We start from the raw sequence: 23,971 nt of genomic DNA on the forward strand, positions 1-23,971 counted from the left end.
CCATGACCGTACGGACCGACCCCCACCTCACCCTCGTACGCCCCGTCACCCCGCGCGCCCCCGGGGTGCGAGGAATGCCTGGCCACCCGGTCCCCCCTGGATCCACCTCAGGCTCTGCCTGACCCGCGGCCACGTCGGCTGCTGCGATTCCTCGCCGAACCGGCACGCCCGCCGTCACGCCGCCGCCGACGGCCATCCGATCGTGACGTCGCTGGAGCCCGGCGAGGACTGGCGGTGGTGCTTCGTCCACGAGGCGTTCGTGTGATTCCCGGCGGCGAGGCGCGGCCGGTCGCAGCGCCTGTGCCGGACGAGGCGGAGGAGAGCGTCCCCTTCGAGACCCCCGACACTTACGGCGCCTGTCCCGCCTGTCGGACGACCGGATGGCCCGCCTGGCGCAGCACGGCCGGCAGCAGGCGGCTGTCACCGGTGACGTGCTGATCGGGGAGGGGGAGCGGTGCGAGATGTTCCACATCGTCCTAAGTGGCTCGGTCGCCTACTGCGTGTGCACGGCCCTGGCCGCTTCATCGTCGAACTCGGCCTCCTGAACGGACAGGTGGCCTTCTACACCGCCGTGGTCGGGGACCCCGGCGAGATCCTCACCCTTTCGATGGATCAGCTGCGTGACCTCGTGGCCCGGGAGTCCAACCTTGGTGATGTGGTGCTGCGCGCCTGCCTGGGCCGCCGTGTCCTGCTCGTCGGGTAGGGCGCCGGTTTCCGTATCATCGGCTCGCGCTACTTGCCCGACACCCGGCGGCTGCGCGAGTTCGCCGCCCGCAACCCCGGCTGCCGCACCGCTGGATCGATCTGGAGACGGACGAGGAAGCCGAGGCGCTGCTGCGCCGATTCGCGGTTGGTCCGGAGCAGACGCCGCTGGTGATCTGGCGGGACACGACCCTGCTACGCAATCCGAGCAACGCCGAGGTGGCCCGGTTCATCGGCCTGCCGCCCCTGGAAGCGGGCAACGGCCGCGGTGATCTCTTCGTAGTCCGGCCTCCGCGGGACCGGCCCAGGCCGTTGTCGTCGGGTTCGACTCGGGTGCCGCCCGGCGGTTCCTTCTGGTCCTGCCCGTCCCGGCGGACACCGGCCGCGTGCGGCGCCCTACCCGCGCAGGCAGGGACCGGAGCTGTGCTCGGCATCCACCGAAGTCAGCGTCTGCATCCTCGGAGTACCGGCGCCACGGCTGCGCCCTCCGGCCCTTGCGGTCACGGATCAGGGGGCTGCCACTCGAACATCAAAATTGTGGCGTCGTCGCCGAGTTCGTTGTGCTGATGCTCAAGGACGGCGTGGATGAGCAGGCGCAGTACTTCCGGGGCGCTCTGCCCTGCTGCGGTCGACCGGATGATGTAGTCGGTGAAGCGCTCCAGTCCGAACTCTTGGCCTTCCTCATTGCGTGACTCGACGACGCCGTCCGAGTAGAGCAGTATCCGGTCACCGGGTTCGAGGCTGACGTCGTGCACCTGACGGGTGGTCCCGGCGAGACTGGCGGGCAGACCCAGAGGAGGCTCAGGTGGCCGCTCCAAAGCGTTATGGAGCAGGCGGTGGCGGCGGATGAGCAACGGAGGCGGGTGGCCGCAGTTGCACCATCGCAGCACACCGGTGCGCATGTGCAACTGGGTGAAGATACCCGTGCAGAACTGCTCCGGAAGCCACTTCGCCAGCGCCTCGTCCACGGTGCCCGCGAGTGGCCCCAGGTCTGCCCCGCTGCGCCGGGCGTTACGGCAGCCCGCCATGGCGACAGAGGTGGCAAGCCCGGACGCCAGGTTATGCCCCATGCCGTCAAGGATCGTGGCGTGCAGAACGTCCTCGGTGAACGAGTGGTCGAACGCATCGCCGCCCAGTTCGTACGCAGGCTCCAGAACCGCGGTCGAGACGACTCGCCCGGTGCCGATCGACCGGGGAGGAAGGAAGGCCCTCACCATCTCCGTAGGCAGTTCCATCGGCCTGGTCCGCATGCGCTGTGCGATGGTGTCGCTGTAGGTGCGCTTGGATGTGATGATCAGTGCGAGGATCAACGCCATCGTCCGGCAGCGTCGTAGCTTGAGCCCGTCCAGGGTGTCCATGTTCAGTTCGAGGACGCCCAGCCGTTCCGCCCCGTCGGCCAGGGGCATCCACACGTTCAGCCCGTCGGCGTGGTCTTCTTCCGCTCGGAGAGAGCCGGTGCGGTAGGCCCATCCGGCAAGGGAAGCGTCGAGCTCGAATTCCGGCTCGCCTTCGACGAGCGGCAACAGCAGTCTTTGCTGGATGTCGACCAGATAGACAACCGCCCGGCTCACACCCATGGCCTCGGCAAACCGGTTCACGACCACAGGCAGTTCTGCAGGTGATGCCAGCTGGGCTGCTCTGACCAATTCCTCCAGCAGCCGCTCCCCGGGCCCGACGGACATGTTCCTGTCCATGCCTTCGATGATCCCTGCGAGGGCGAGCCGCCACAATCTGAGCTCTCCGACACCCGAGACGTGGGCCGATCAGCCTGGGGTGCTGGGACTTGCCGCCCATGCGGATCGGTCGAGCATCGGGATCGGCTGAAGACACCAGCCGGTTGGGGATCGTGCGGATCCCGGCAAGCCGCACAGCGGTCTGCTCCAGCAGCCGACGGGTGCCCCCGCGCCCCCGCGGTCTCGGCCAGCTCAACGCAAGGTACTTCAGCCGCCCCGAGGGCTGTTTGCCAAGCGGTGGGCCCGAAGAGCCGTGTGCGACAGTAACGGCCAAACCGGTCACGAGCCCGGTGCGGCGGGACGGGCCTCCCGGACCTTTGGGCGATCCAACCGGTCCAGCGTCGCGACGCCCCAGGGTTTATGCAACCTGCGTCTGCCCGGACCGGAAATGGGCCCACCCGTCGGCATGGGCGAGTGGCATGTTGATGGAGAACCCGTACTACCTCACCTATTTCCCCAGCGGCACAAGCGGCGCCTGACCGCGACGCCGCGGTCCAGCTACCCGCAGCCGGGCCGGCCTGGCTCGACGGATCGCGCGCCGTCCGACTACCCAGGTAATCGGACGCCTGGGCCTGGCAGGCCAATACAGGAGAGGCTAATTGGCCCCGACATGTGCATGCGTTCCCGCGCCCCGTCGGCCAGGCTGAGTGCGAAACACAGGGGGCCGGGAGCCACCCCGGCGCCCGCAGCCGGAGGTTGCCGCTATGACCGTGATGTCCATCGCCAGGTTCGAAAGGTTCTTCCGCGCGGCCGCGGGGTTGAACGTCGATAAGAACGATCTCAAGCGCTACAGCGACTTCGTCGACGCCAAGCTCTACGATCTGCTGACCGTCGCCCAGGCCACTGCCAAGGCCAACGGGCGCGACATCATCCGGACCTGTGACCTACCGATCACGAAAGGCCTGCAGGAGAGCATTCACCACTTCCAGAAGATCGACCAGGAAGTGGAACTCAGGCCGATCCTAGAACAGCTCGCCACCCACCCCGCTCTGGACCGCACGCCCGACGAGGAGACCGAGGCGGCCTATCCGGACATCATCGGCGGACTCAGCGTGGCCCTCGCCCAAAGCTTCAAGATCCTCCATCCCGACCTGAAGAACCCCCAGACCCAGCACTGGGACGAGGTCCGAGCCGTCTTCGACCTCCTGCTGTGAGTGGCGACCGGACCAGGCGGTGCAGGCCACGGCCAAACAGCGTCAGCGCGCTCTGCTCCCTTGCTGCCGGAACCCCTGCTGGCCCGCCGGAGGGCCCCGTCCGCGTCCAGGGTGCTCGCCGGCGAGCTCAAGCACGTCAAGGTCGACATCGCCGGCGCTCGCGCAGCGGTTCCAGGTCGTGGCCGTGCCGCCACTGATCCTGGTCGACATGGGAGCGGAGATGTCCCGCCGGACTGGTGCCGCCCCCGTCCCGGAGCTGCGCCGCTGGGTGGAGGAGACCGTCGCGGGCCGCGGCTGAGCAGTCCCGCCCACGGAAGGAGAACTCTGATGGCCACGATTTCTGACCCGCACATGGCGATGGTGCGCCCAGTGACGCCGCGTACCCCGGAGGGCTGCGAGGAGTGCCTCATGGAGCGTTCCCCGTGGGTGCACCTGCGGCTCTGCCTCACCTGCGGGCACGTCGGCTGCTGTGACTCCTCGCCCCGCAAGCACGCCAGGTGGCACGCGGGCAGCGCCGGTCACCCCATCGTGCAGTCCTTCCAGCCGGGAGAGGACTGGCGCTGGTGCTACGTTCACGAGGCCATGGTCTGATGAGCGCGGCCGAGCACAAGCAGAGTGCGGTCCGCGAGACACCGGACCGATACGGGGCGTTCCCGCGCCTGACACCGGAGCAGGTCGAGGACCTGACCGCGCACGGTGAGCGCCGAAGGACCGCCGAGGGCGAGGTGCTGTACCGCGAGGGCGAGCCGTTCCGCGAGTTCCTCGCGATCCTCAGCGGGACCGTCGAGATACTCCACGACCTCGGCGGGCCCGACGAGCGCACGGTGGCGGTGCACGGACCCGGCAGATTCCTGGGTGAACTCGGGTTGCTGGAGGGCCAGACGGCATTCAACAGCGCCGTGGTGCGTGAGGCGGGCGAGGTCCTGGCCGTGCCGGTGGAGCGGCAACGCGCCCTGGTCGGCCGCGACCCCGTCCTCGGCGACCTGATCCTCCGCGCTTACCTGGGCCGCCGGTATCTGCTCATCGGCCTCGGCGCCGGCTTCCGGATCCTGGGGTCGTGTTATTCACCGGACACGCTGCGGCTGCGTGAGTTCGCCGCCCGCAACCGGCTGCCCTACCGCTGGGTGGATCTGGAGAAGGACAAGGAGGCGGAGGCGCTGCTGCGTCGGTTCTCCATCCGTCCCGAGGAGACTCCGGTGGTCATCTGGAACGGCGAGCGGGTGCTGCGCAATCCGAGCAACGCCGCCCTCGCCCGGCTCATCGGGCTGCCCGCCCCCTCGCCGGAGACCGGGCGGTGCGACGTGATGGTGGTCGGTGCGGGCCCCGCGGGACTCGCGGCCGCCGTGTACGGCGCCTCCGACGGCCTCACCACTGTCGCCGTCGACGCCGTGGCCACCGGGGGCCAGGCCGGTACCTCGTCTCGCATCGAGAACTACCTTGGCTTCCCGTCGGGCATCTCCGGGGGCGAGCTCATCGAACGCGCGGTGATCCAGGCCCACAAGTTCGGTGCCCGCCTCACGGTGCCGGCCCAGGTCAGCGGGCTCGCCCCACACGACGACGAGTACGTCGTCACCTTCACAGACGGGTCCCGGGCCCGGGCGGGCGCCGTGGTGCTCGCCTCGGGCGTGTGGTATCGCAGGCTCGAGGTGCCCGGCATCGACCGCCTGGAGGGCATCAGCGTCTACTACGCGGCGACGGTCCACGAGGCCAGTCTCTGCCAGGCGGATCTGGTCGCCGTGGTCGGTGGCGGGAACTCCGCCGGGCAGGCGGCGCTGTTCCTTGCGACCCACGCCTCCAGGGTCCGCCTCCTTGTCCGGGGCGGTGACCTCAACGCGGACATGTCGCGCTACCTGGTGGACCAGGTGGAACGGCACCCGAAGATCGAGGTGCTGCTCCACACCGAGGTCCGGGGTGTCTCCGGGGAGGAGAAGCTGGAGTCGCTGATGGTGGAGGACAACGCAAGTAGTGAACGCCGGGAGCTGCGGGCCGCGGCGCTGTTCGTGTTCATCGGGGCCCGGCCGCGCACGGAATGGCTCAGGGGGGTGCTGGCCCTGGACGAGAAGGGCTTCGTCCTCACCGGCGCCGAGGCCCAGGCGGCGGCCGACGCGACCCGGTGGGCCTCGCTCGGCCGTGGTCCGTTGCTGCTGGAGACCACCCTTCCCGGGGTCTTCGCCGCCGGCGACGTCAGGAGCGGCTCGGTCAAACGGGTGGCCTCGGCCACCGGTGAGGGTGCCATGGCGATCCGCCTCGTGCACGAGCACCGGGCAAAGACGGGAAATCTGGTCCGCTCCGCTGGCCCGTAGGGCGTCGGCTACGAGGAGGCGCAGCGCGCCCTGGAAGTGCGCCGCCGCTCCCGCGAGCCCTACGGCACGACGTTCTTCGACGAGCTCGGCCTCTACCGCATCCTGGGACCTGGCAACGATTACCGGGAACTGGAGACGTTCGTCCACGAGTGGCTGGGGCAGCTCATCGACTACGACTCCCGGCACCACGCGACCATGGTGGAAACGCTGTCCCGGTACTTCGACTGCGGCGGCAACTACGACGAGACCGCCGAATCCCTCGCGATCCACCGCAGCACGCTGCGCTACCGGCTCCAGCGCATCCGCGACATCAGCGGCAGCAACCTCGCGAACGTCGAGGACCGCCTCAACCTCCAGGTGGCGACCCGAGTGTGGACGATCGTGCTGGGCGGACCCGGCTGATACCCCGCTGGAACCGACGCCGCCTGTGGACGACGGCAGCCTGAGCGTCAGCGGATGCTGCGGCAGATGTCACGGCCGGAGCGAGGCGAGCGCAGGGGTCCGGACAGCACCGACGGGAGACGCCCGGGCCGCGGCCCGCGCGTCACAGGGCGATGACGTGGAGCTCGACCAGGTCGAGCAGCGCCCGCAGGGCCGAGCTGGGCCGCCGGGTCGACGACGTGCCGAGATGCATGCTCCAGCGGAGCATGGTGCCGTGGACGTCCAGGACTTGCAGGCCGGGGGTGCGGGCAACGGCGAACGCGGGCAGGAAGGCGATGCCCAGACCGTGCCGGACCAGTGCCGCCCCCATGTCGATGTCGGGCACTTCCAGTGCCACCCGGCGTACGACGCCTGCCACCGCGAACGCCCGGTCGACCACCTCGCGGTTGCCGTAGCCCGGCGGGAAGTCCACGAAGGGCTCCCCCGCGAGGTCCGCAAGTGCCACCTCCCCCCGCTGCGCGAGCGGATGGGCCGCGCTCACCACCAGGACGAGCGGCACGGTGGCCAGCTCCCGTGCGTCGATCCCGGCGGGTTTGTGCTCGGGCAGCGACAGGAAAGCCACGTCCAGGTCCCCGCTGAGCAGTGCGTGCGCCAGTCCCGCCGATCCGGTCGTCGCCAGCCGCAGCCGGACGTCGATCGCCGGATGCCGCGCGTGCAGCTGCCCGAGGAGCGCAGGCAGGTCCACCACCTCGACCGAGGCCATGGCGCCCACATTCACCGTGCCGCGCAGCGTGTCCTGTGCGGCACGCACGGCGTCCTGGGCAGCCTGGGCGGCGTGCAGGGTGGCCCGAGCCTCCGGCAGCAGCGCCGCGCCCGCCCCGGTGAGCCGGACCTGCTGCGACGTGCGCTCGAACAGCGCGCAACCGAGCTCGCGCTCCAGGGAGCGGATCGCGGCGGACACCCCGGACTGCACCACGTGCAGCCGTCGGGCGGCACGCGTGAAACTCAGCTCCTCGGCGACCGCGATGAAGTGCTCCAGCTGACGTAGCTCCACACGAGAAGTATCACTCGCATTGCTCGAGCCCAGCAAAAACATTCGTTGGCGCTGATCGTGGCTGGTGAGGATGATGGAAAGCGTCATCCGCTTCCGCCCGAGGAGGGGTACCCCTGCCTGCCGTTCCGACGCCGCTGAGCCGTCCCACAGCCGACGCTCCCGGCGACCCGACCCACCTGATCCCAGCACCCGCTCCCGCCGACCTGCCGCCCCGCGCCCCCGCCCGGCGCCGTGCCTCGCACACGACCGGCTTCTGGTTCGTGGCGGTGGCCTTCACCGTGCTTATGGCCTTCGGTACCGCGCCGACCCCGCTGTGGCCGCTGTACGAGGCCCGGGACCACTTCGGCGCGACCACGGTCACGGTGGCGTACGCCTCGATGGTCGTAGGCGCAGCGGCCGCCTTCCTCGGACTGGGACACCTGTCGGACCGGCTCGGCCGACGGCGCGTCATCGTCCCGGCGCTGCTGGTCGGCATCGTCGCGTCGGTCGTACTGATCGCGTGGCGGGACCTGCCGGGGCTGATCGCGGGCAGGATCCTCAACGGTGTCGGACTGGGGTTGATGGCCTCGACCGCGACGACGTATCTGCACGACCTCCACCACGAGGCCCGTCCGGAACGGACGGGTTCGGTGCTGCCCGGCATCGTGGCGACCGCCGCCAACCTCGGCGGCCTGGCCTCAGGGCCTCTGGTCGCCGGAGCCGCCGCCGAGTGGCTTCCCATGCCCCTGATCACCGCCCAGGCGATCTTCACGCTCGCCATGGCAGTGTGCCTGGCGCTGGTGCTGTCCACCCCGGAGACCGTGGACCTGGAGCTGCCCGCGACCGAACCGCCCAGCAGGTTCGTCCTGCGCCCCGGCGGCGGGCGGACGTTCGGCGCGGCCGGCGCGCTGGGCGCCTTCGCCTTCGCGATCCTCGGCCTGATCTCCTCCCTCGGGGCGAGTGTGCTCCATGGCACCCTGCACACCGACTCGCACCTCGTGGTCGGCTTGTCGGCCTTCCTCATGTTCGGTTCCGCGGCGGCCGCCCAGCTGGTGCTGGGTCGCCTCACACTGCCCCGGGTCCTGACCGTGGGGGCAGTGGTATTCCCGGTCGGCCTGGTCCTGTGCGCCGTCGCCCTCTACCACCCGGCGCTCTGGCTCTACCTGGTCGCCGTGTCCCTGTCGGGAGCCGGCTCCGGGCTGCTGTTCAAGGGAGGCGTCGAACGTGCCGTTTCAGTGGCCGAGCCCGCCTCACGTGCGGGGGTCCTCGCCGTGTTCTTCGTCGTCGCGTACCTGGGAATGGGTCTGCCCTCCGTCCTGTTCAGCATCGCCCTGCGGCATTTCGCCGTGCAGACCGCCATGATCGGCTTCGCGGCGGTCCTCTCCTGCGGCGCCGTTGTGTCGGTCGCCGTCGCGTTGCGCGACCGCGTACCCGGTCCCGGCGCGCTCTCGGCGCAGTCCGCTCGCCCCTCCTGACTTCCCTGCGGCGCATGCGAGACTGGTTGTCCGGGAGGCGCGGACCTGGGGACTCGGTGCGCGCGCGTGACACGGATCCACGGCAGACGGGAGGCCCGAGATGTCTGCGGAATCGGCCAGAACGATCACGCTCCCCTCCGGTGAGGAGGTCGCGGCCCTTGGGCAGGGCACCTGGTACCTGGGCGAGGAACCGGCCCGGCGTGAACAGGAGATCGCCGCGCTGCGGCTGGGCGTGGAGCTGGGCATGACCGTCGTGGACACGGCGGAGATGTACGGCGACGGCGCAGCCGAGGAACTCGTCGGGGAGGCACTGCGGGGACGCCGGGAGGAGGTCTTCCTCGTCAGCAAGGTGCTGCCCGGCCACGCCGACCGGAAGGGCACCGTCGCCGCCTGTGAGGGCAGCCTGCGGCGGCTCCGTGCGGAACGGCTGGACCTCTACCTGCTGCACTGGCGGGGACGGTGGCCACTCGAGGAGACCCTTGCGGGATTCACCGACCTGATGGAGGCGGAGAAGATCCGTTACTGGGGCGTGAGCAATCTGGACGTCGCCGACATGGTCGAGCTGACCGCCCTCGCCGGCGGCGACGCGGTGGCCGTCGACCAGGTGCTGTACAACCTCTCCCGGCGCGGCATCGAGTGGGATCTGCTCCCCTGGTGCCGCGAGGCCGGGGTGACGGTCATGGCCTACTCCCCGATCGAGCAGGGGCGGCTCCTGAAGGTCGAGGCACTGGGTGCCGTGGCGCGGGCCCTCGGAGCCACGCCGACCCAGGTGGCACTCGCCTGGGTGCTGGCACAGGGGGTGGCCGCGATCCCGCGTTCCGGATCACCCGACCACGTTCGGGAGAACCGCGGCGCAGTGGACCTCCACCTTCCCACCGAGGCGCTCGACGCCCTCGACGAGGCGTTCCCGCCGCCCAGCGGGCCCACGCCCCTGGAGATGCTCTGAAGGAGTGGACAGGATGGCGCGCCCCCGCTCGTCGTCGGAATGGGGGTTCGCTGCGCACCCCGTCGACCAGCCTCACCGCACTGCGTGTGGTGGTCGAAGGGGCCGCTGACACGAGCGCCGACACCCGGGTGATCGCCCTCAAGCGGCTGGATCTTCCGTCCTACACGTCCGAACACGGGATCCCCCCGTCCGCCCGCCGGCTTGCGGACACCGTTCATTGCCTAGGCCCTCCTGTGGTGCAGCCCGACGTACCAAGGGTCGACTGTGTGGAGGGTGGTTGGGTTGTTGTGGGTGGTGTCTGGGCCGGAAGGGCCGGTGTCTGTGCTGGTTGCCCGGTCTCGCGTGTGCGGGGAGCCGGCGCCATATCCTTGCCTGCTCATGCATGGGGTGGTTCACCCGGCTTCGCGTAGATCGTTTCGCCGGAAAAACGTCAATGGCTTGGCGGCAAGAGGGGCAGCTCAGTCGCCGGTGTCTCATGAGACACCTCGCAGTCCGAAGAAGGACGGCTACCGCCGCCCCACTCTTCAGCCCGGCCCTGCGCCGGGCCGGTCCTGTTCCAATCTCGGCGGGGTGCCCCAATCCGGGGTGAGCAAATACAGTCCCGCGTTCCCGAGTTGGTCGTGTCGTTCGGTCAGCAATTCTCGTTCGAGGCGTTGCAACGCCGTGCAGCCTCGTGCGGACGGACGGACGGACGGACGGCCGTACGGCTGGCCGAGGGATGGCTGCGCACTTCATGCTGCTCTGCCAGGGGAAGAGGGGGTGCCCTTTTTCGGCCTGGGGTGCGGAGGCGCTCAGCAAGGGGCTCTGCGAATCTCGACCGCGGGCGGCCAGCACTTCGACGCCCGCGACGACGGCTGGACGAAGGTCGTCCTCACTCGGACGGCAGCTTTCACTGACCGCGCGCAGACAGTGCTCGGGGCACCTTCGGCCGGGCCTTGCAGTCCCCGGTCCGGAAAAGGGGTGCGGACAGGCCCTGCCGGGTGTCCCTACCGCTCGCGTCGTACAACCGGCGACTCGTGAAGGGAGCCTTACCATGACACAGGAACTGCGGGGGATGCGGGTGGGGATTCTGGCCACCGACGGCGTCGAGCGCGTCGAACTTGACCAGCCGCGCGGTGCGCTGCAGGGCGCAGGGGCGAAGACCGAGATCGTCTCGCTCCACCCCGGCGAGATCCAGGCCCGCCAGTTCGACCTCGACGCGGCCGGAACCTTCCCCGTCGACCGCCTGGTCGCCGACGCCTCCGTCGACGACTACCACGCCCTGCTCCTGCCCGGCGGCACCATGAACCCTGACCAGCTGCGCATGAACCGCGACGCGGTGCAGTTCGTCAAGGACTTCATGGCCAGCGGGAAACCGGTCGCATCGATCTGCCACGGCCCGTGGACCCTGGCGGAAGCCGACGCCGTGCGCGGCCGTCGCCTGACGTCCTGGCCCAGCATCCGTACCGACCTGCGCAACGCCGGCGCGGAGATCGTCGCCGATCAGGAGGTGGTCGTCGACGGGCAACTGGTCACCAGCCGCAGCCCGGCCGACCTGCCCGCCTTCTGCGCCGCCGTCGTGGAGCAGTTCGCCCAGGCGCACCACCCCATGCCCGGCTGACTGAACGCGGTGCACCGCGGGTTCCGGGCGCAACTAGGCCGTGAGCCCTTTTCAACCTGAGTTCGGCGCCTCGGAGTTGGGCTGCTGTACAACACGACGAAGCTCCTGGTAGATGGGTTCTCGACCACGATGACCCGTGTCGGCCAGGTGCTCAGCCCCTCGCGCCGTCGTCAGGAGCGCGCTAGCCGGGCCGCGAGATAGGGCGCGGTGGCGCTGCGGCGGGCCCTCGCCACCTTGGCCGGCGGGCCCGCCGCGACCACCCGCCCGCCGGCGTCGCCGCCGCCCGGCCCGAGGTCGATGACCCAGTCGGCGGTGGCGATCGTGTCCAGGTCGTGCTCGACGAGGACGACCGTGTTGCCGGCGTCGACGAGCCTGTGCAGCTGTCGCAGCAGCAGCGCGATGTCCGACGGGTGCAGCCCCGCCGTCGGCTCGTCGAGCAGGTAGAGCGCGTGACCGCGGCGGGCTCGCTGCAGTTCGGTGGCCAGTTTGATGCGTTGCGCCTCACCACCGCTGAGTTCCGTCGCGGGCTGGCCCAGCCGCAGGTACCCCAGTCCCACCTCGCGCAACGTCTCCAGACTGCGGGAGGCGGCCGGGACGGCGGACAGGAACTTGGCGGCGGCGTCGACGGACAGCGCCAGTACTTCCGCGATGTTCTTGCCGCAGTAGGTGACTTCCAGCGTTTCGGCGTTGTACCGGGCGCCCTGGCAGGTCGGGCACGGCGCGTAGGTGCCGGGCAGGAACAGCAGTTCCACCGCGACGAATCCTTCGCCCTGGCAGGTCTCGCACCGCCCTTCGGGCACGTTGAAGGAGAACCGCCCGGCCGAGTAGCCGCGCGCCCTGGCCTCGTCCGTTGCCGCGTACAACTTGCGCACCGCGTCGAACATCCCCGTGTACGTGGCCAGGTTGGACCGGGGAGTTCGGCCGATGGGCCGTTGGTCGACCCGGACCAGCCGGTCGAACGACTCGACCCCCGACGCGTCCTGGACGTCGACCTCCAGCTGCGCCTCGTCGTGCTCCTCGGGTACGAGTCCGAGGTGGCCGCGGACGACCTCGGCGAGCACCTGCGTCACCAGCGTCGACTTTCCGGAACCGGACACGCCCGTCACCGCCGTCAGTACACAGAGCGGTACGTCGACGGACACGTCGTGCAGATTGTGGCGGGAGACGCCGCTCAGGTGCAGCCAGCCATGCGGTGCGCGCGGGCGGTGATCGAGCGGCTGGGCACGCCCGAACAGGTACTGGCTCGTGGCCGACTCCCCGACCCGCTCGAGACCGGCGACCGGGCCGCTGTACAGCACGCGTCCGCCGCCCTCACCCGCGCCGGGGCCGATGTCGACCACCCAGTCCGCCCGCCGTACGACGTCCATGTCGTGCTCCACGACGAACAGCGAGTTGCCCGCCGACTTGAGGCGGTCCAGCACGTCCAGCAGCGGTTCCGCGTCAGCCGGGTGCAGGCCCGCGGAGGGTTCGTCGAGAACGTAGACGACGCCGAACAGCCCCGAGCGCAGCTGGGTGGCGATCCGCAGGCGCTGCGCCTCGCCGGGCGACAGGGTCGTCGAGCGGCGCCCGAGGCTGAGATATCCGAGGCCCAGGTCGAGCAGTACGTCGACCCGCGCGACCAGATCGCCGCAGATCCGGACCGCGACCTCGGTCGTCTCCCCGGATCGGGCGGTCGACGTGGTGGCGTCGGCCCCGGACCGCCTCGCGACGGGCCGCAGCAGTGCCACGACCTCGGTGAGCGGCATCGCGTTGATCTCGGCGATGGAACGTCCGGCGAAGGTCACGGCGAGCGCCTCGGGCCGCAGTCCGCTGCCGTGACACTCGGGGCAGGGCACACTCCTGACGAACCGGAGCGCCCGTTCGCGCATCTTCTCGCTCTTGGAGTCGGCGAGGACGTGCATGACGTGCTTGCGGGCGCTCCAGAACTTGCCCTGATAGCCGTAGTCGACGCGGTCCTCCTCCGGCTCGATGTACACGGAGGGCTGCTCGTCCGTGTACAGCAGCCAGTCCCGGTCCTTCTTCCTGAGCCTGCGCCACGGTCGGTCGATGTCGATACCCAGGCCGCTCACGACACTGCGCAGGTTGGCGCCCTGCCAGGCGCCCGGCCAGGCGGCGATGGCCCCCTCGCGGATGCTCAGCGAGGGGTCCGGGACGAGCAGGTCCTCGGCGACGTCGTGCACGACGCCCAGTCCGTGGCACCGCGGGCAGGCGCCGGCCGCGGTGTTGGGTGAGAACGACTCGGCCTCCAGCCGTGCGGCCCGGGGCGGATAGGTGCCGGCGCGGGAGTACAGCATGCGCAGCAGATTGGACAGCGTGGTGATGGTGCCGACCGTCGAGCGCGAGCTGGGCGACCCGCGTCGCTGCTGGAGGGCCACGGCGGGTGGCAGTCCGGTGATTTCCTGCACGTGCGGTGCGCCGACCTGTTGCAACAGCCTTCGGGCGTAAGGTGCTACGGACTCGAAGTAGCGCCGCTGGGCCTCCGCGTAGAGCGTGCCGAACGCGAGCGAGGACTTGCCCGAACCGGAGACGCCGGTGAAGGCGACCATCGCGTCCCGCGGAACGTCGACATCGATGTTCCGCAGGTTGTTCTCACTGGCGCCCCGGACATGCACGAAGGGATCGGTCGCGTCCTTGTTCACCGTTCCTGATTACCTGATCGCACCGAGAACCGCGTGACAGGGATCGCACCGGGAACCGCGTGACAGGCGCCGTCACCGGGACCCGCTCACACGAGCGTCCGGAGTATCCCGGATCCATTTTCGATACACGGCCTGAGGGCTGTCCCGTAATCCCTGGTGGATCAGCGCGCGGCGTCAGATGCGGTGCATCGCAAGGCGGTGGGGCGTCATCGTACCGGGCGTATTCGGGCGTTCCGACAACGCAGCGAGGTGCCGTAGCTGTCGTCGTGCGCCCCGCCAGGGATTGCGGGACAGCCCTTAGCCCAGGCGGCGCACACTCCGCTGTTGGCGGACGCCGACAAGGTGGCGTTGCTGCTTGAGACCACCCTTCCCGGGGTCTTCGCCGCCGGCGGCGTCAGGAGCGGCTCGGTCATACGGGTGGCGTCGGCGGCCGGTGAGGGTGCCATGGCTATCCGCCTCGTGCACGAGCACCGGGAAAAGACGGGCAACCTGGTCCGCACCGCGGGCCCCGAGGGCCCCGGCCGGTGGCGGGCCATGGAGAGGTACTCGGCATCGTGCTGGTGTCGGACGAGGGGACGCAACGACTGCGGTGTGAGCAGGAACGCCGCAGTGACATGGACGAGCAGGAACATCGCGGCGTAGAGGCAGTGATGCCCATGAACAAGGTGATCACGGTGACGAAGTTGAACAGGAGGCGGGCCTGCCGATCGATCTCGTCGCGGTGCCCGGGGTGGCGCGGAGCGGGTGTTCGCGGTGGCGCACGCAACCGTGGCCCAGTGGTGGAGCAGGCCCTGCACGGGGAGGACGAGGAGATCTGACCGACCGCCTGCACCTGCTGGCAGGGGCCAGCGTGTCACGCGGCGTCGGCGATACCTCGGGGGCATCCTGTGGGCACGGGCGGTCGGGGGTGGGGGCAGCCGACGAGAAGGAGTCATGCGGGTGTCGTCTCAGGGCGTTACGGTCGTGGCTCTCCTGGCGGATCCGGATGCGCCGACGGAGATCGCGCAGCGCATGGGCCGGATACTTTCCACTCGGCTCGCCGACAAGTCGGGCCAGGGCCGACGTTTCGAGGTCGAGGTGGTCAGTGAGCCTTTCACCGCAGGGACCGAGGACCCGCCCACCTTGATGCGCCGGATCATGGACCGCGGAAGAGCTGAGAATTGGGACATTGTCGTGGCCCTCACCGACCTTCCGCTGCACTCACACGGGCGCAAGGTCGTTATGGATGTGAGTCACGAACACAGCTTGGCGCTGCTGTCTCTTCCTCCGTTGGGGGGCTTGCGTCTGCAGACGAGAGCCCGGCGGGCCGTGGAAGAAGCCGTGCTTGGCCTGGCGGGTCCGCGGGCCACCGGGGCTGAGGGACCTCCGCAGAGTGAGCCGCTTCTGGGGCGCTTCGTCAGTCGTCTCGCGCCTGTTCACCTGGGCCCGGTCGGTGAGGAGGAGACCGCTGATCTTCGGTACGTAGTAAGCGGGCCGCGCGGTTACCTGAGGGTGCTCGTCGGAATGGTCCGCGCCAACCGGCCGTGGCGGTTGGTGCCGGGCTTGTCGAAAGCCCTCGCGGCCGCACTCGCCACGGGAGCAGTCGCCACCGTGAACTCCACCATCTGGGGCCTGGCCGAGTACCTGAGCGCGCCACGCCTCGTGATCGCGATGGTCGGGTCTGTCGGGCTCATGGTCGGCTGGCTGATCGTCGACGCGCAGCTGTGGCATCGATCAACAGAGGTCTCGCCGGAGGCGAGGCAGAGGGCGAGGCTCTACAACGCCTCGACGGTCATGACCGTGGGTATCGGGGTGCTCGTCTGCTACGGCGGTCTGATCGTCATCAACTTGGTGTGGGCTCTGTTCATCATCAACGGCCAAGTGTTCGCTTCCGTGACACGGACCCCGCTGCACGCCGCGGAATACTTGACGTTGTCATGGTTCGTCGCTTCGGTCGCCACTGTGGGCGGCGCGCTGGGATCAGGCTTGGAGAGCGACGAGGCGATCCGGGCAGCCGCCTACTCCAAGCGCGAACAGGAACGTCGCCACATGCTCCAGGACGACCACGGCGACTAGCTGGTAACGTCAGTTGTAGATACGTCGTTGGTTGGTGGTCGTCCGAGTCTGAAGATTCCGCTGGTGGATCGGGGCGTGACTTTTCGCGTCATGGGCCGACGGGGACTTGGACGGTACGCCGTCGGAGCGCCGGGGCCGCCTGGCGGGCTGGCAGTAGCACCACCGTTCCATCTGAACCGGGTGAACTGCCCACAGAGGCATGCGGGTGCCACGGACCCCGTCGCACCCACTCCGGGAGTCAGGCTCTTTGCGCCGTCTCCATCCCCGCCGTGCTGCGGTCATGCCGCGGCACCAAAGGAAGCCATCATGAAGCAGCGGTATGTGAAGGCCCGCGCACGGTCACAGTGAAGGACGTACCGGACGCGAAGCTCGAACACCCCTGCGACATCATCGTCAAGATCACCACTACCAACATCTGCGGTTCGGACCTGCACATGTACGAAGGCCGCACCTCGTTCGAGTCCGGCCGCACCCTGGGACGCGAGAACATGGGCCAGGTCGTGGAGGTCGGCTCGGCCGTCCCCGAAGTCCAGCTCGGCCAGTATCTGGTCCTGCCCTTCAACATCGCCTGCGGCTTCTGCAAGCAGTGCGAGCCGGGTCTCACCAACTACTGCCTGACCATGCAGCCGGAACCGGCCCTCGCCGGAGCCGCCTACGGATTCGCCGACATGGGCCCCTGTCAGGGCGGCCAGGCGGAACTGCTGCGCGTGCCCTACGGCGACTTCAACGCGCTGCGTCCGGGCGAGGACACCGCCGACCGGCGGACCGACTGTGTGATGCTCGCCGACATCTTCCCCACCGGCTATCACGCCACCGAGATGGCCCACGTCAAACCGGGCGACCAGACGATCGTCTTCGGGGCCGATCCCGTCGGTCTGATGGCGGCCTACTCCGCCCGGTCCTGCATCCGAACGGACACGGCAACGGCCACAAGCGGTAAGGGACCCGAGGGCCGCCGTCCCGCCTGTTCCCCCGTACCCGTCCGGGGGAACAGGCGGCAATCGCCCCGGCTCCGGCCGAGGCTGGACGGGCGACGATCGCCTGCGCTCCCGTCGGACCTGAACCAGCGGCAATCGCCCGCGCTCCGGCCCGGTAAGCCGGACGGTGGACGCCCAACAGTGTCCGCAGTGGTAGCACTCCGTCCCGGAGGCTGCGGCCGCCACCCTGTTCCTGGCCCCGTGCCGGAGGCTTCCTTGCCCGACGGCTCCCGCACCTCAACCAGGCCGACGCCACCCGGCGGGGTGTTCCGGCTAGGCTCACACCCGTGACGTGGCTGCGGGCCTTCGGGGAGGTCGTTCGATCCGGGCTCACGATCGAGGACACGCGGCTGGAGCCCCTGCTCGCGCTGCGCACGGCTGCTGGGGTGGCGATCGTCGTCGGGGCGGCGCTGTGGCTGGTCTCCCCTGCATACGCCGCGTCCGCCGCCCTCGGCGCCTACTCCGCGGGAGGGGCCACCTTCCAGCGCACCTGGCGTCCACGCAAGGTGATCGCGCTCGGCGCGGGCGCGGGTCTGGCGCTCAGCACCTTCGTGGGCTACCTGGCGGCGGGGCGACTCGTGACGTTCCTCCCGCTGCTGGCCGTATGGGCCTTTGTCGCGGGGATGGCGTGGGCCGTCGGATCGACCGCTGGGATCGTCGCAGCGACGACGGTCGGCAGCATGCTGGTGACCATCACCCTGCCCACGAGCGTCGGGCGAGCCCTGGAGCACGCCGGGATCATCGCGCTCGGAGGCGTGGTGCAGGCCGTGCTGATCCTGCTGTTCCCGATCCGCCGTTGGGGGGCGCATCGTGACGCGCTCGCCGACGCCCTGGCCGCCGTGGCGGACTACGCCCGTCGGCTGCGGCACGACCCGATCGCCCCCTTCGACCCGGAGCCGTTGATGACGGCCCGGGACGCGGCCGCCGTGACGCCGTCACAGGCGCGCACCCGTCCCCCCGTCCTCCACGGCCCCCGGGGCCTCGCCGAGCGCATTCGGCCGGTCGTCGCCGCGCTCGCCGACCCGGACGTCGGCGCCCCGGCGGAGGGACCCGGGCGGGACCGCGCGCGGGAGTTGCTCGACGCGGCCGCCGACGTCCTGGACGCGGCCGCCCGTTCGATCCGGCGCGGCACTCCCGCGGACGTGCCGCCCGGGAGCTCGGACGTCCTGCGCGTCGACGAGGAGCACGAGGTGCTGGAGGGGCCCGCGCGGCAGGCTGCCGAGCGGCTCGTGGAACTGCTCGGCGAGGCGGTGGAGATCGCCGGGAGCGGCGGCGCGGGCGGGAAGATGCCCACGCCGCCCGGCCCCGCGGGTGCCCAGTTCCTGGTGCGCCCGACAATGTTCCGGCTGGTCCCGGTCGTCGTCCGGGCGGTCCGCTGTGAGCTCCGCCGGGACTCGCCCGTGTTCCGGCACGCCGTACGCCTGGCGGCGGTGGCCACGCTCGGCTATCTGATCGCCGCCCGGCTACCCCTGGGCCACGGCTACTGGGCGCCCATCGCCTCGGTGATGGTGATGCGGCCGGACTTCCACCGGACGTACGCGCGTGCGGTGGCCCGTTTCGCCGGGACCCTGGCGGGGGTCGCGCTCGCCACCGGGATTGTGCGGGCCCTGGGCCCGGACGCCCATGTGTTCGGCGCGCTGGCGGTGGTCTCGGCGGGCCTGTCGTACACGCTGATCCGTACGGGCTACGCCTACTCCCAGTGCTTCACTGCCGCGTACGTCGTCTTCCTGCTCGGCATGGGCGGCCAGGCATTGGCGCAGACGGTCCCGGAGCGCGTGGTGCTCACCCTGCTGGGCGGGGCCCTGGCAATGCTGGCGTACGTGGTGTTCCCCGCATGGGAGACGCCCCGGCTGCCGGGCCGGCTTGCGGACTGGCTCGCCGCCAACGGCCGCTACGCGGCCGCAGTGCTCCGCAGCTACGCCGAACCGACCCAGGAGCATCGCGCCGACATGCGCAGGGCCCTGCTGGCGAGCAGGGAGGCACGTGCCGCCTGGCAGGAGGCCTACGACCGGGCAAGGCAGGAACCGGTCCTCCCCAGGGGCCTGACGTTGCGCGAGGCGGAGGAGGCGCAGGAGGCGCTCAAGGGGTTCGGCCGGGCGGCGATGCTCATGGAGAGCCACGTCCCGCGGGCCGACAGCCGTTTTGTCCCCGAGGCGGAGCGGTTCGCCGAGGCCCTGGAGGCGGACACCGCGCAGGCGGCAGTCGACGTGCGCGAGCACAGGAATCCGGACTGGGGGCGCGTGGAGGAGACGCTCCACGCGTGGGAGGGCGCCGCCGCCGGGGACCGGAGCCCGGTGGTGCGGCGCGAGGCGGAACTGCAGAAGCGGGCCTTGGAGGACCTCGCGACGGCCGTGAGCCGCACACCCCTGGAACGGGACGTCGGCTCCGCTCGCGAGGAGCAGCGGGTGCGGGCGGCCGTGGAGGCGGAAGGTGACGGATCAGGACCCGCGCACCGGTGTGGGTGACGGCGCCGGCGACGGGGAGCGGCCCGCCTCCTGGAGCGGGAAGTAGTCTCCCGGCCGCGTCGAGCGCCGCCATACGTACCCCGCTGTCGCCATCACGAGGATCAGGCCCGCCAGGATGAGCAGTTCGATCCCCTCGATGTTCCACCGGAAGGACTTCTCCGCCTCGGCCGTCACGATGAGCACCTTGCGGATGCCGGCAATCAGGCCGACGACGAGGAACGGCTCCGCGTCGAGGGTCTGGTTCCTGATGGTGAGGCGGACGGTGTGGAGCAACTCGGCCACGATGAACAGCACAAGGCCGTTGTCCAGGGCGGAGAGAACGACCGTCTCCTCGCGGTACGGCCCCTGGATCGACCTGATGACGTCGTGGACGACCCCGACGGTAAGGAGCCCCGCGAGCAGTACGAGGAGCGCCGCGACGACGAGGTGGATGCCGTCCTCGATGAGTTGCAGGAGGCCCTGTACCCGGCCGCCCTCGATCTTCGGGAGAGTGGATCGCACAGTCAGCATGCTAGGGCCTGTTGCGAAAATGCTGGTCACAGACATGCGGGGTCGGTCGTGTTGAGCTTTCATGCTTCGGTGAATCGACAGGGTGCTCCTACGGCCGCCGAAACTCCGACCTGCCGTACCCGGCGGCCCGACGCGTCTGATCTCGATGAGTGCGTCGACGTGCTCGCCGAGGTCCATGACGGTGACGGCTATCCGGCGAACTGGTCCGGATGGCGCAGAACATCGACGATCAACGACCGCACTTCAGTCCGAGCCTGAGCCGTAGGAAGTTCGGCGATGACCTCGGTGGCCAACCACTCCAACTCGACATGCACAGGCGCCTCCTCATCCTCGAAGACCAGCACCGTACGGGCAACACCAAGGACCTCGCTCGACCTGTGGATAACCCGACGATCAACCAGTCGTGTGGGCCGCGCAGGGCAAGTCAGCGACCAGCCTGCGCGGGCGCGTTCGGAGTGTCGGCGGGCGGCTGCGAAGGCCCACTCACCATTGCCTGCACGAGAGCCGACAACACCTCACCGCGCTGCTCCTGAGTGAGGTTGCCGTCAGCGATCAACCGCTCCGCAGCCAGGTAGCGCGAGACCCCCAACTCGAGCGCGTGCCGGCGCAGGTCTCCCAAGATGCCGGGTACGGACGGATCGAAGTCGGCAAAGAGCAACCGCGACTCGTGGTCTATCGCCCTGATGGCATGACCAGATCGAACTCGCCAGGATGCACTGCCCGCCACGGACACCACCGGTTACGCCCCCACTCACAGCCGCCGACGGCGTCCCTTGGGTTGTCGCGCGGCAGTCTGCCTTAGGCAGCCTGGGTGAGTTCGGCGCGGCCGAACAGCAGAGCGTAGCCGGTGGGGAGCTGGTCGAGGATGCGGGTGAGGAGGTCGGGGCCGGCGAGGGTGGTGACGGCGGCCAGGACGGCGCCGGTGTCCCAGCGGGTGGTGGCCGGGGTGGCGCCGGTGCGGGAGGCGAGGTCTTTGACGAAGGCCCGGCCGGTGAGGGGCTCGATTGCGGGGATCTGTTCGGTGAGGGTGGAGGCGGCCTCGAAGGGCAGGCGGGCTGCCAGTTCGGCACGTTCGTCGCCGGTCAGCTGGCGTCCGAGCCCTGAAAGGACCAGGTGGACGGCTTCCGCGGCCCGTTCTCGGGTGGGGTAGGCCCCTTCGTAGCGGACTTTCTCCAGCATCTCCTCGAACGTCATCGCCGGGTGGTGCAGGACCGGTTCACGCTGGTCGGACATCACTGCGGTAGTCGCCTTTCTCGTCGTCGAGGTCGTGGTGTGGGTGGCCGGCGGCCCGGGCACCCGGGTGGGTGAGGGTCAGGTGGGCTGGGGGCGGCCGAAGAGGAGGTCGTAGCCTGCGGGGAGTTGGAGCAGGATCTGCTTGAGCAGGTCGTCGTCGACCGCGTCGGCGACCGTGCTGAGGACGGCGCTGACGTCCCAGGCCGCGGTCTGTTCGGTGGCCCCGTCGATCCAGGCCGCCGTCGCCCGGAGGAACCGTTCGGGTGGGAGAGGTTCGGCGCTCTGCAGCGGGTTGAGCAGGATCAGGGCGAAGCCTTCGGGCAGGTGTGCCGCCAGTTGGGCACGCACCTCGCCGAGCAGGTGTGCGCCGAGCAGGGCGAGCACCACGCGGGCCGCGCGTTCGGCTTCGTGTCTGCTCCCGTACTCGCCGCGTTCCTTCACGTGGTCGAGGAAGGCTTCCCATCGCAGGGTCATGTCAGCCACCGCCTCTCTTGGCCTGATGGGGGGGCGCAGGACGGGGGAGGGGGAGATCAGGCGCCCGTCCTGCGCCGCGGCACGGGTCGCCGGGTTCAGCCGGAGATCTCCTTGCGGGAGGACTCCCCGCCGACGGAGATCTTGCGGGGCTTGGCGCGCTCGGCGATCGGGATGCGCAGGGTGAGGACCCCGGCGTCGTAGTCGGCCTTGATGCGCTCGGTGTCCAGGGTGTCGGCCAGCACGATCTGGCGGGAGAACACGCCCAGCGGCCGCTCCGACAGTTCCATCTGCACGTCGTCGGACTTCGCCACGGGCCGTCGCTCGGCCTTGACGGTCAGCATGTTCCGTTCGACGTCGATGTCGATCGCCTCCGCGCTGACGCCGGGAAGGTCGAAGGCCACCACGTACTCGTCACCCTCGCGGTAGGCGTCCATCGCCATCGTGGACGGCCGCGACCAGGTGCCGGGGCCCATCAGTTGCTGGGTCAGCCGGTCGAGTTCGCGGAAGGGGTCGGTGCGCATCAACATCGCGAAACACCTCCTGAAGGTTCGGGCAGTACCTGCCAATGCGCTTCACTGAAACCGTTGTAGCATGTCATCCAATGGATGACAAACAACCTGTCGTCGAAAGGATGACAGCCGGAAGGAGTTCGCGTGACAGCAGCCGGTCAGCCGCCCCCCTCCCGCGCCGACGCCCAGAGCCCTGCTTCGTTCCTGGCCGCGGCGGCGGCCCTGGAAGCCATCGACCACGCTGTGCATGAAGCCCATGAGCGGGCAGCCGACCCCGCCGGGGCGGGTAACGGCCCGCAGCAGGCCCTGGCGTCCCTTCTGCTGCTGCGGCAGGTGCGCGAGCAGCTCGCCGGATGGGAAACCGGTCTGATCGAAACCGCCCGCCACGCGGGCGCCAGCTGGGCCGATCTCGCGGCCCCTCTCGGCGTCGCCAGCCGCCAGGCCGCTGAACGCCGCTACCTGCGCAACCGCCCCGGCCCCGCCGGAACCACCGGAGAGCAGCGCGTCCAGGCCACCCGTGAAAGTCGCGCCGCCGACCGCACTCACACCGCCTGGGCCCGCGACAACGCCGCCGGCCTGCGTCGCATCGCCGGACAGATCGCCGCCCTCACCGATCTCCCCGCGACCGCCCGCACCCCCCTCGGCCAGCTCGACGCGGCCCTCGCGCACGACGACCCTGCAGCCCTCGTCCGCCCACTGACCGCGACCCGCCCCTACCTGACCGGCTCCCATCCCCGCCTCGCCGCCCAGCTCGACACCCTCATCGGGCAAGGCGCCCAGCACCCTGACCGGGCCGGCCCCGTGTAACGTCGGTCGGTCTGCCGCCGCGCACAGCGCAGGCGGTCGCACAGCGGGGGCGGTCGGCCCGCCCGGCATCGCGTGCGCCGCCGGCGATCGCGGAACGATCAGTCGCGGCGCTGCCGCCGAGTCTGTCCATCCGGTCGCCCTGTTCACCGGATCGACAACGTCCCGCCCTGCCCGCCCGGCCCTTGCGGACCGCCGAGCTGGCGGTTTGCGGGGCGGGAGCGGGGTGCGGCCGGCCAGGAGCGAAGCCGGACGGGGTCCTGCGGCGCTCTCACTCGCAGCGCCCAGAGGCGCGAATGGCGCTGGCCGGAGGTGATGCCGCCCAGTGCGGGGCCGCTCCCCGCTCCCCGCTCCTGGTCCGTTCGAAGGTGGCTTCCTCACCGTCGGACACGAGAAAATCTATGTCCGCTGGAGTAGACATTGGGTAGGGGTGTGGTTATGTTTTCTCTCGTAGCCGAGATCAGGCAAGGCCAGGCAGAGACGAACTGCCGGGCAGCAGTACCCGTAGTTGCAGGACGGTGCGGTGGTGGAGTTCCGGAGCCAGAGCGGTTGCAGGACGGCGACGGGACTGACGACCGGACCGGGTGGCCCGCAGTGTCAGGGGCCGCCACGAGCAGTACCGCAGTTGACGCAGTGGCAGTTCCAGTAAGTGCAGTTGCAGTACCAGCAGTGCGGTTGTCAGTGGTTCCCCGGTAAAGGCGTCGGCTGCGGGCGCGCGTGCCGGGACGTTCGGCAGTGGGGTTCTGAGCCAGAGCAGATGCAGGACGGGCGACGGGGCCGGCTGCCGAAGAAGAGTGGCGCTGTTCGAGGCCGCAGCAGTACGCAGTTCCACTTGGTAAGTAGTTCATCCAGAGGGAAAGAACGGAGGAGCCAGGCGCCATCAGGATCGCCCGGGCGCAAGCCTTGAGTCCGGGTACCGCAGGACATCGATAGTGAGGTGGTCTCCGGTCAAGCAACCGCGATCCCCGCACCCCCGAC

The 23,971-nt window shown here is 70.0% G+C and carries 19 protein-coding genes and 3 pseudogenes; 14 read left to right on the top strand and 8 right to left on the bottom strand.

Going from position 1 to position 23,971, the window contains the following annotated elements:
- Positions 1-2 precede the first annotated feature (2 nt).
- Positions 3-265, top strand: a pseudogene (locus ACFYP5_RS35150) (UBP-type zinc finger domain-containing protein).
- Positions 265-987, top strand: a pseudogene (locus tag ACFYP5_RS35155) (cyclic nucleotide-binding domain-containing protein); the annotation flags it as partial. The pseudogenes ACFYP5_RS35150 and ACFYP5_RS35155, both read left to right, overlap by 1 nt.
- 215 nt (positions 988-1,202) lie before the next feature.
- Here ACFYP5_RS35155 and ACFYP5_RS35160 read toward each other — a convergent pair.
- Positions 1,203-2,396, bottom strand: a complete 1,194-nt coding sequence (locus ACFYP5_RS35160; protein ID WP_389043352.1) for a PP2C family protein-serine/threonine phosphatase — start codon at positions 2,394-2,396, stop codon at positions 1,203-1,205.
- A gap of 743 nt (positions 2,397-3,139) precedes the next feature.
- Between ACFYP5_RS35160 and ACFYP5_RS35165 the strand changes: the two genes are divergently transcribed.
- From ACFYP5_RS35165 to ACFYP5_RS35180, 4 genes and pseudogenes are all read left to right on the top strand, one after another.
- Positions 3,140-3,589 carry a DUF1931 family protein gene (locus tag ACFYP5_RS35165; protein WP_389043355.1) on the top strand — a complete coding sequence of 150 codons (450 nt, stop codon included), beginning with the start codon at positions 3,140-3,142 and terminating at the stop codon, positions 3,587-3,589.
- A gap of 327 nt (positions 3,590-3,916) precedes the next feature.
- Entirely contained in the window at positions 3,917-4,180 is a 264-nt protein-coding gene (locus ACFYP5_RS35170; protein WP_327420224.1) for a UBP-type zinc finger domain-containing protein, read from the top strand.
- Entirely contained in the window at positions 4,180-5,892 is a 1,713-nt protein-coding gene (locus tag ACFYP5_RS35175; protein WP_389043358.1) for an FAD-dependent oxidoreductase, read from the top strand. Before ACFYP5_RS35170 ends, ACFYP5_RS35175 begins: the two co-directional genes overlap by 1 nt.
- A 9-nt stretch (positions 5,893-5,901) precedes the next feature.
- Positions 5,902-6,294: pseudogene (locus ACFYP5_RS35180) on the top strand (PucR family transcriptional regulator); the annotation flags it as partial.
- 142 nt (positions 6,295-6,436) lie between these two features.
- Here ACFYP5_RS35180 and ACFYP5_RS35185 read toward each other — a convergent pair.
- On the bottom strand, positions 6,437-7,327 hold the full coding sequence (locus ACFYP5_RS35185) for a LysR family transcriptional regulator (protein ID WP_389043359.1): 891 nt from the start codon (positions 7,325-7,327) through the stop codon (positions 6,437-6,439).
- 266 nt (positions 7,328-7,593) lie between these two features.
- Between ACFYP5_RS35185 and ACFYP5_RS35190 the strand changes: the two genes are divergently transcribed.
- The 3 genes from ACFYP5_RS35190 (at position 7,594) to ACFYP5_RS35200 (ending at position 11,327) form a co-directional block, all read left to right on the top strand.
- Positions 7,594-8,781, top strand: coding sequence for an MFS transporter (locus tag ACFYP5_RS35190; protein ID WP_389043362.1), 1,188 nt, complete (start codon positions 7,594-7,596; stop codon positions 8,779-8,781).
- 100 nt (positions 8,782-8,881) lie between these two features.
- Entirely contained in the window at positions 8,882-9,727 is an 846-nt protein-coding gene (locus tag ACFYP5_RS35195) for an aldo/keto reductase (protein WP_389043364.1), read from the top strand.
- A 1,033-nt stretch (positions 9,728-10,760) separates the two neighbouring features.
- Entirely contained in the window at positions 10,761-11,327 is a 567-nt protein-coding gene (locus tag ACFYP5_RS35200; protein WP_389043366.1) for a type 1 glutamine amidotransferase domain-containing protein, read from the top strand.
- A gap of 170 nt (positions 11,328-11,497) precedes the next feature.
- Here the strand turns inward: ACFYP5_RS35200 and uvrA are convergent, their stop codons facing one another.
- Positions 11,498-13,966 (bottom strand): excinuclease ABC subunit UvrA, encoded by a 2,469-nt coding sequence (gene uvrA, locus ACFYP5_RS35205; RefSeq protein ID WP_389043369.1) that lies wholly within the window; start codon positions 13,964-13,966, stop codon positions 11,498-11,500.
- A gap of 324 nt (positions 13,967-14,290) precedes the next feature.
- Between uvrA and ACFYP5_RS35210 the strand changes: the two genes are divergently transcribed.
- The 4 genes from ACFYP5_RS35210 to ACFYP5_RS35225 all read left to right on the top strand — a co-directional run bounded on the left by ACFYP5_RS35210 (position 14,291) and on the right by ACFYP5_RS35225 (position 19,463).
- Complete coding sequence (locus ACFYP5_RS35210) at positions 14,291-14,608, top strand: hypothetical protein (protein ID WP_389043372.1); 318 nt, start codon at positions 14,291-14,293, stop codon at positions 14,606-14,608.
- A gap of 291 nt (positions 14,609-14,899) precedes the next feature.
- Positions 14,900-16,021, top strand: coding sequence for a hypothetical protein (locus ACFYP5_RS35215; RefSeq protein ID WP_389043374.1), 1,122 nt, complete (start codon positions 14,900-14,902; stop codon positions 16,019-16,021).
- A 344-nt stretch (positions 16,022-16,365) separates the two neighbouring features.
- Complete coding sequence (locus ACFYP5_RS35220; RefSeq protein ID WP_389043376.1) at positions 16,366-17,289, top strand: alcohol dehydrogenase catalytic domain-containing protein; 924 nt, start codon at positions 16,366-16,368, stop codon at positions 17,287-17,289.
- Positions 17,286-19,463 (top strand): FUSC family protein, encoded by a 2,178-nt coding sequence (locus ACFYP5_RS35225; RefSeq protein WP_389043379.1) that lies wholly within the window; start codon positions 17,286-17,288, stop codon positions 19,461-19,463. The genes ACFYP5_RS35220 and ACFYP5_RS35225 overlap by 4 nt, the downstream gene beginning before the upstream one ends.
- On the opposite strand, the gene ACFYP5_RS35230 is transcribed toward ACFYP5_RS35225, so the two are convergent.
- The 5 genes from ACFYP5_RS35230 to ACFYP5_RS35250 all read right to left on the bottom strand — a co-directional run bounded on the left by ACFYP5_RS35230 (position 19,437) and on the right by ACFYP5_RS35250 (position 22,207).
- Complete coding sequence (locus ACFYP5_RS35230) at positions 19,437-19,973, bottom strand: phosphate-starvation-inducible PsiE family protein (RefSeq protein ID WP_389043381.1); 537 nt, start codon at positions 19,971-19,973, stop codon at positions 19,437-19,439. The genes ACFYP5_RS35225 and ACFYP5_RS35230 overlap by 27 nt on opposite strands.
- 424 nt (positions 19,974-20,397) lie before the next feature.
- On the bottom strand, positions 20,398-20,631 hold the full coding sequence (locus tag ACFYP5_RS35235; RefSeq protein ID WP_389043384.1) for a hypothetical protein: 234 nt from the start codon (positions 20,629-20,631) through the stop codon (positions 20,398-20,400).
- Positions 20,632-20,771: 140 nt separating this feature from the next.
- Positions 20,772-21,206, bottom strand: a complete 435-nt coding sequence (locus ACFYP5_RS35240; protein ID WP_389043386.1) for a DUF2267 domain-containing protein — start codon at positions 21,204-21,206, stop codon at positions 20,772-20,774.
- A gap of 78 nt (positions 21,207-21,284) precedes the next feature.
- Entirely contained in the window at positions 21,285-21,680 is a 396-nt protein-coding gene (locus tag ACFYP5_RS35245) for a DUF2267 domain-containing protein (protein ID WP_319740839.1), read from the bottom strand.
- A gap of 95 nt (positions 21,681-21,775) precedes the next feature.
- Positions 21,776-22,207 (bottom strand): Hsp20/alpha crystallin family protein, encoded by a 432-nt coding sequence (locus tag ACFYP5_RS35250; RefSeq protein ID WP_389043389.1) that lies wholly within the window; start codon positions 22,205-22,207, stop codon positions 21,776-21,778.
- Positions 22,208-22,333: 126 nt separating this feature from the next.
- Here ACFYP5_RS35250 and ACFYP5_RS35255 point away from each other — a divergent pair, with 126 nt between their 5' ends.
- Positions 22,334-22,996 carry a type III effector protein gene (locus tag ACFYP5_RS35255; protein ID WP_389043391.1) on the top strand — a complete coding sequence of 221 codons (663 nt, stop codon included), beginning with the start codon at positions 22,334-22,336 and terminating at the stop codon, positions 22,994-22,996.
- Positions 22,997-23,971 lie beyond the last annotated feature (975 nt).

Origin of the sequence: Streptomyces sp. NPDC005262, from assembly GCF_042872425.1 — a bacterium.
Classification (GTDB): domain Bacteria; phylum Actinomycetota; class Actinomycetes; order Streptomycetales; family Streptomycetaceae; genus Streptomyces.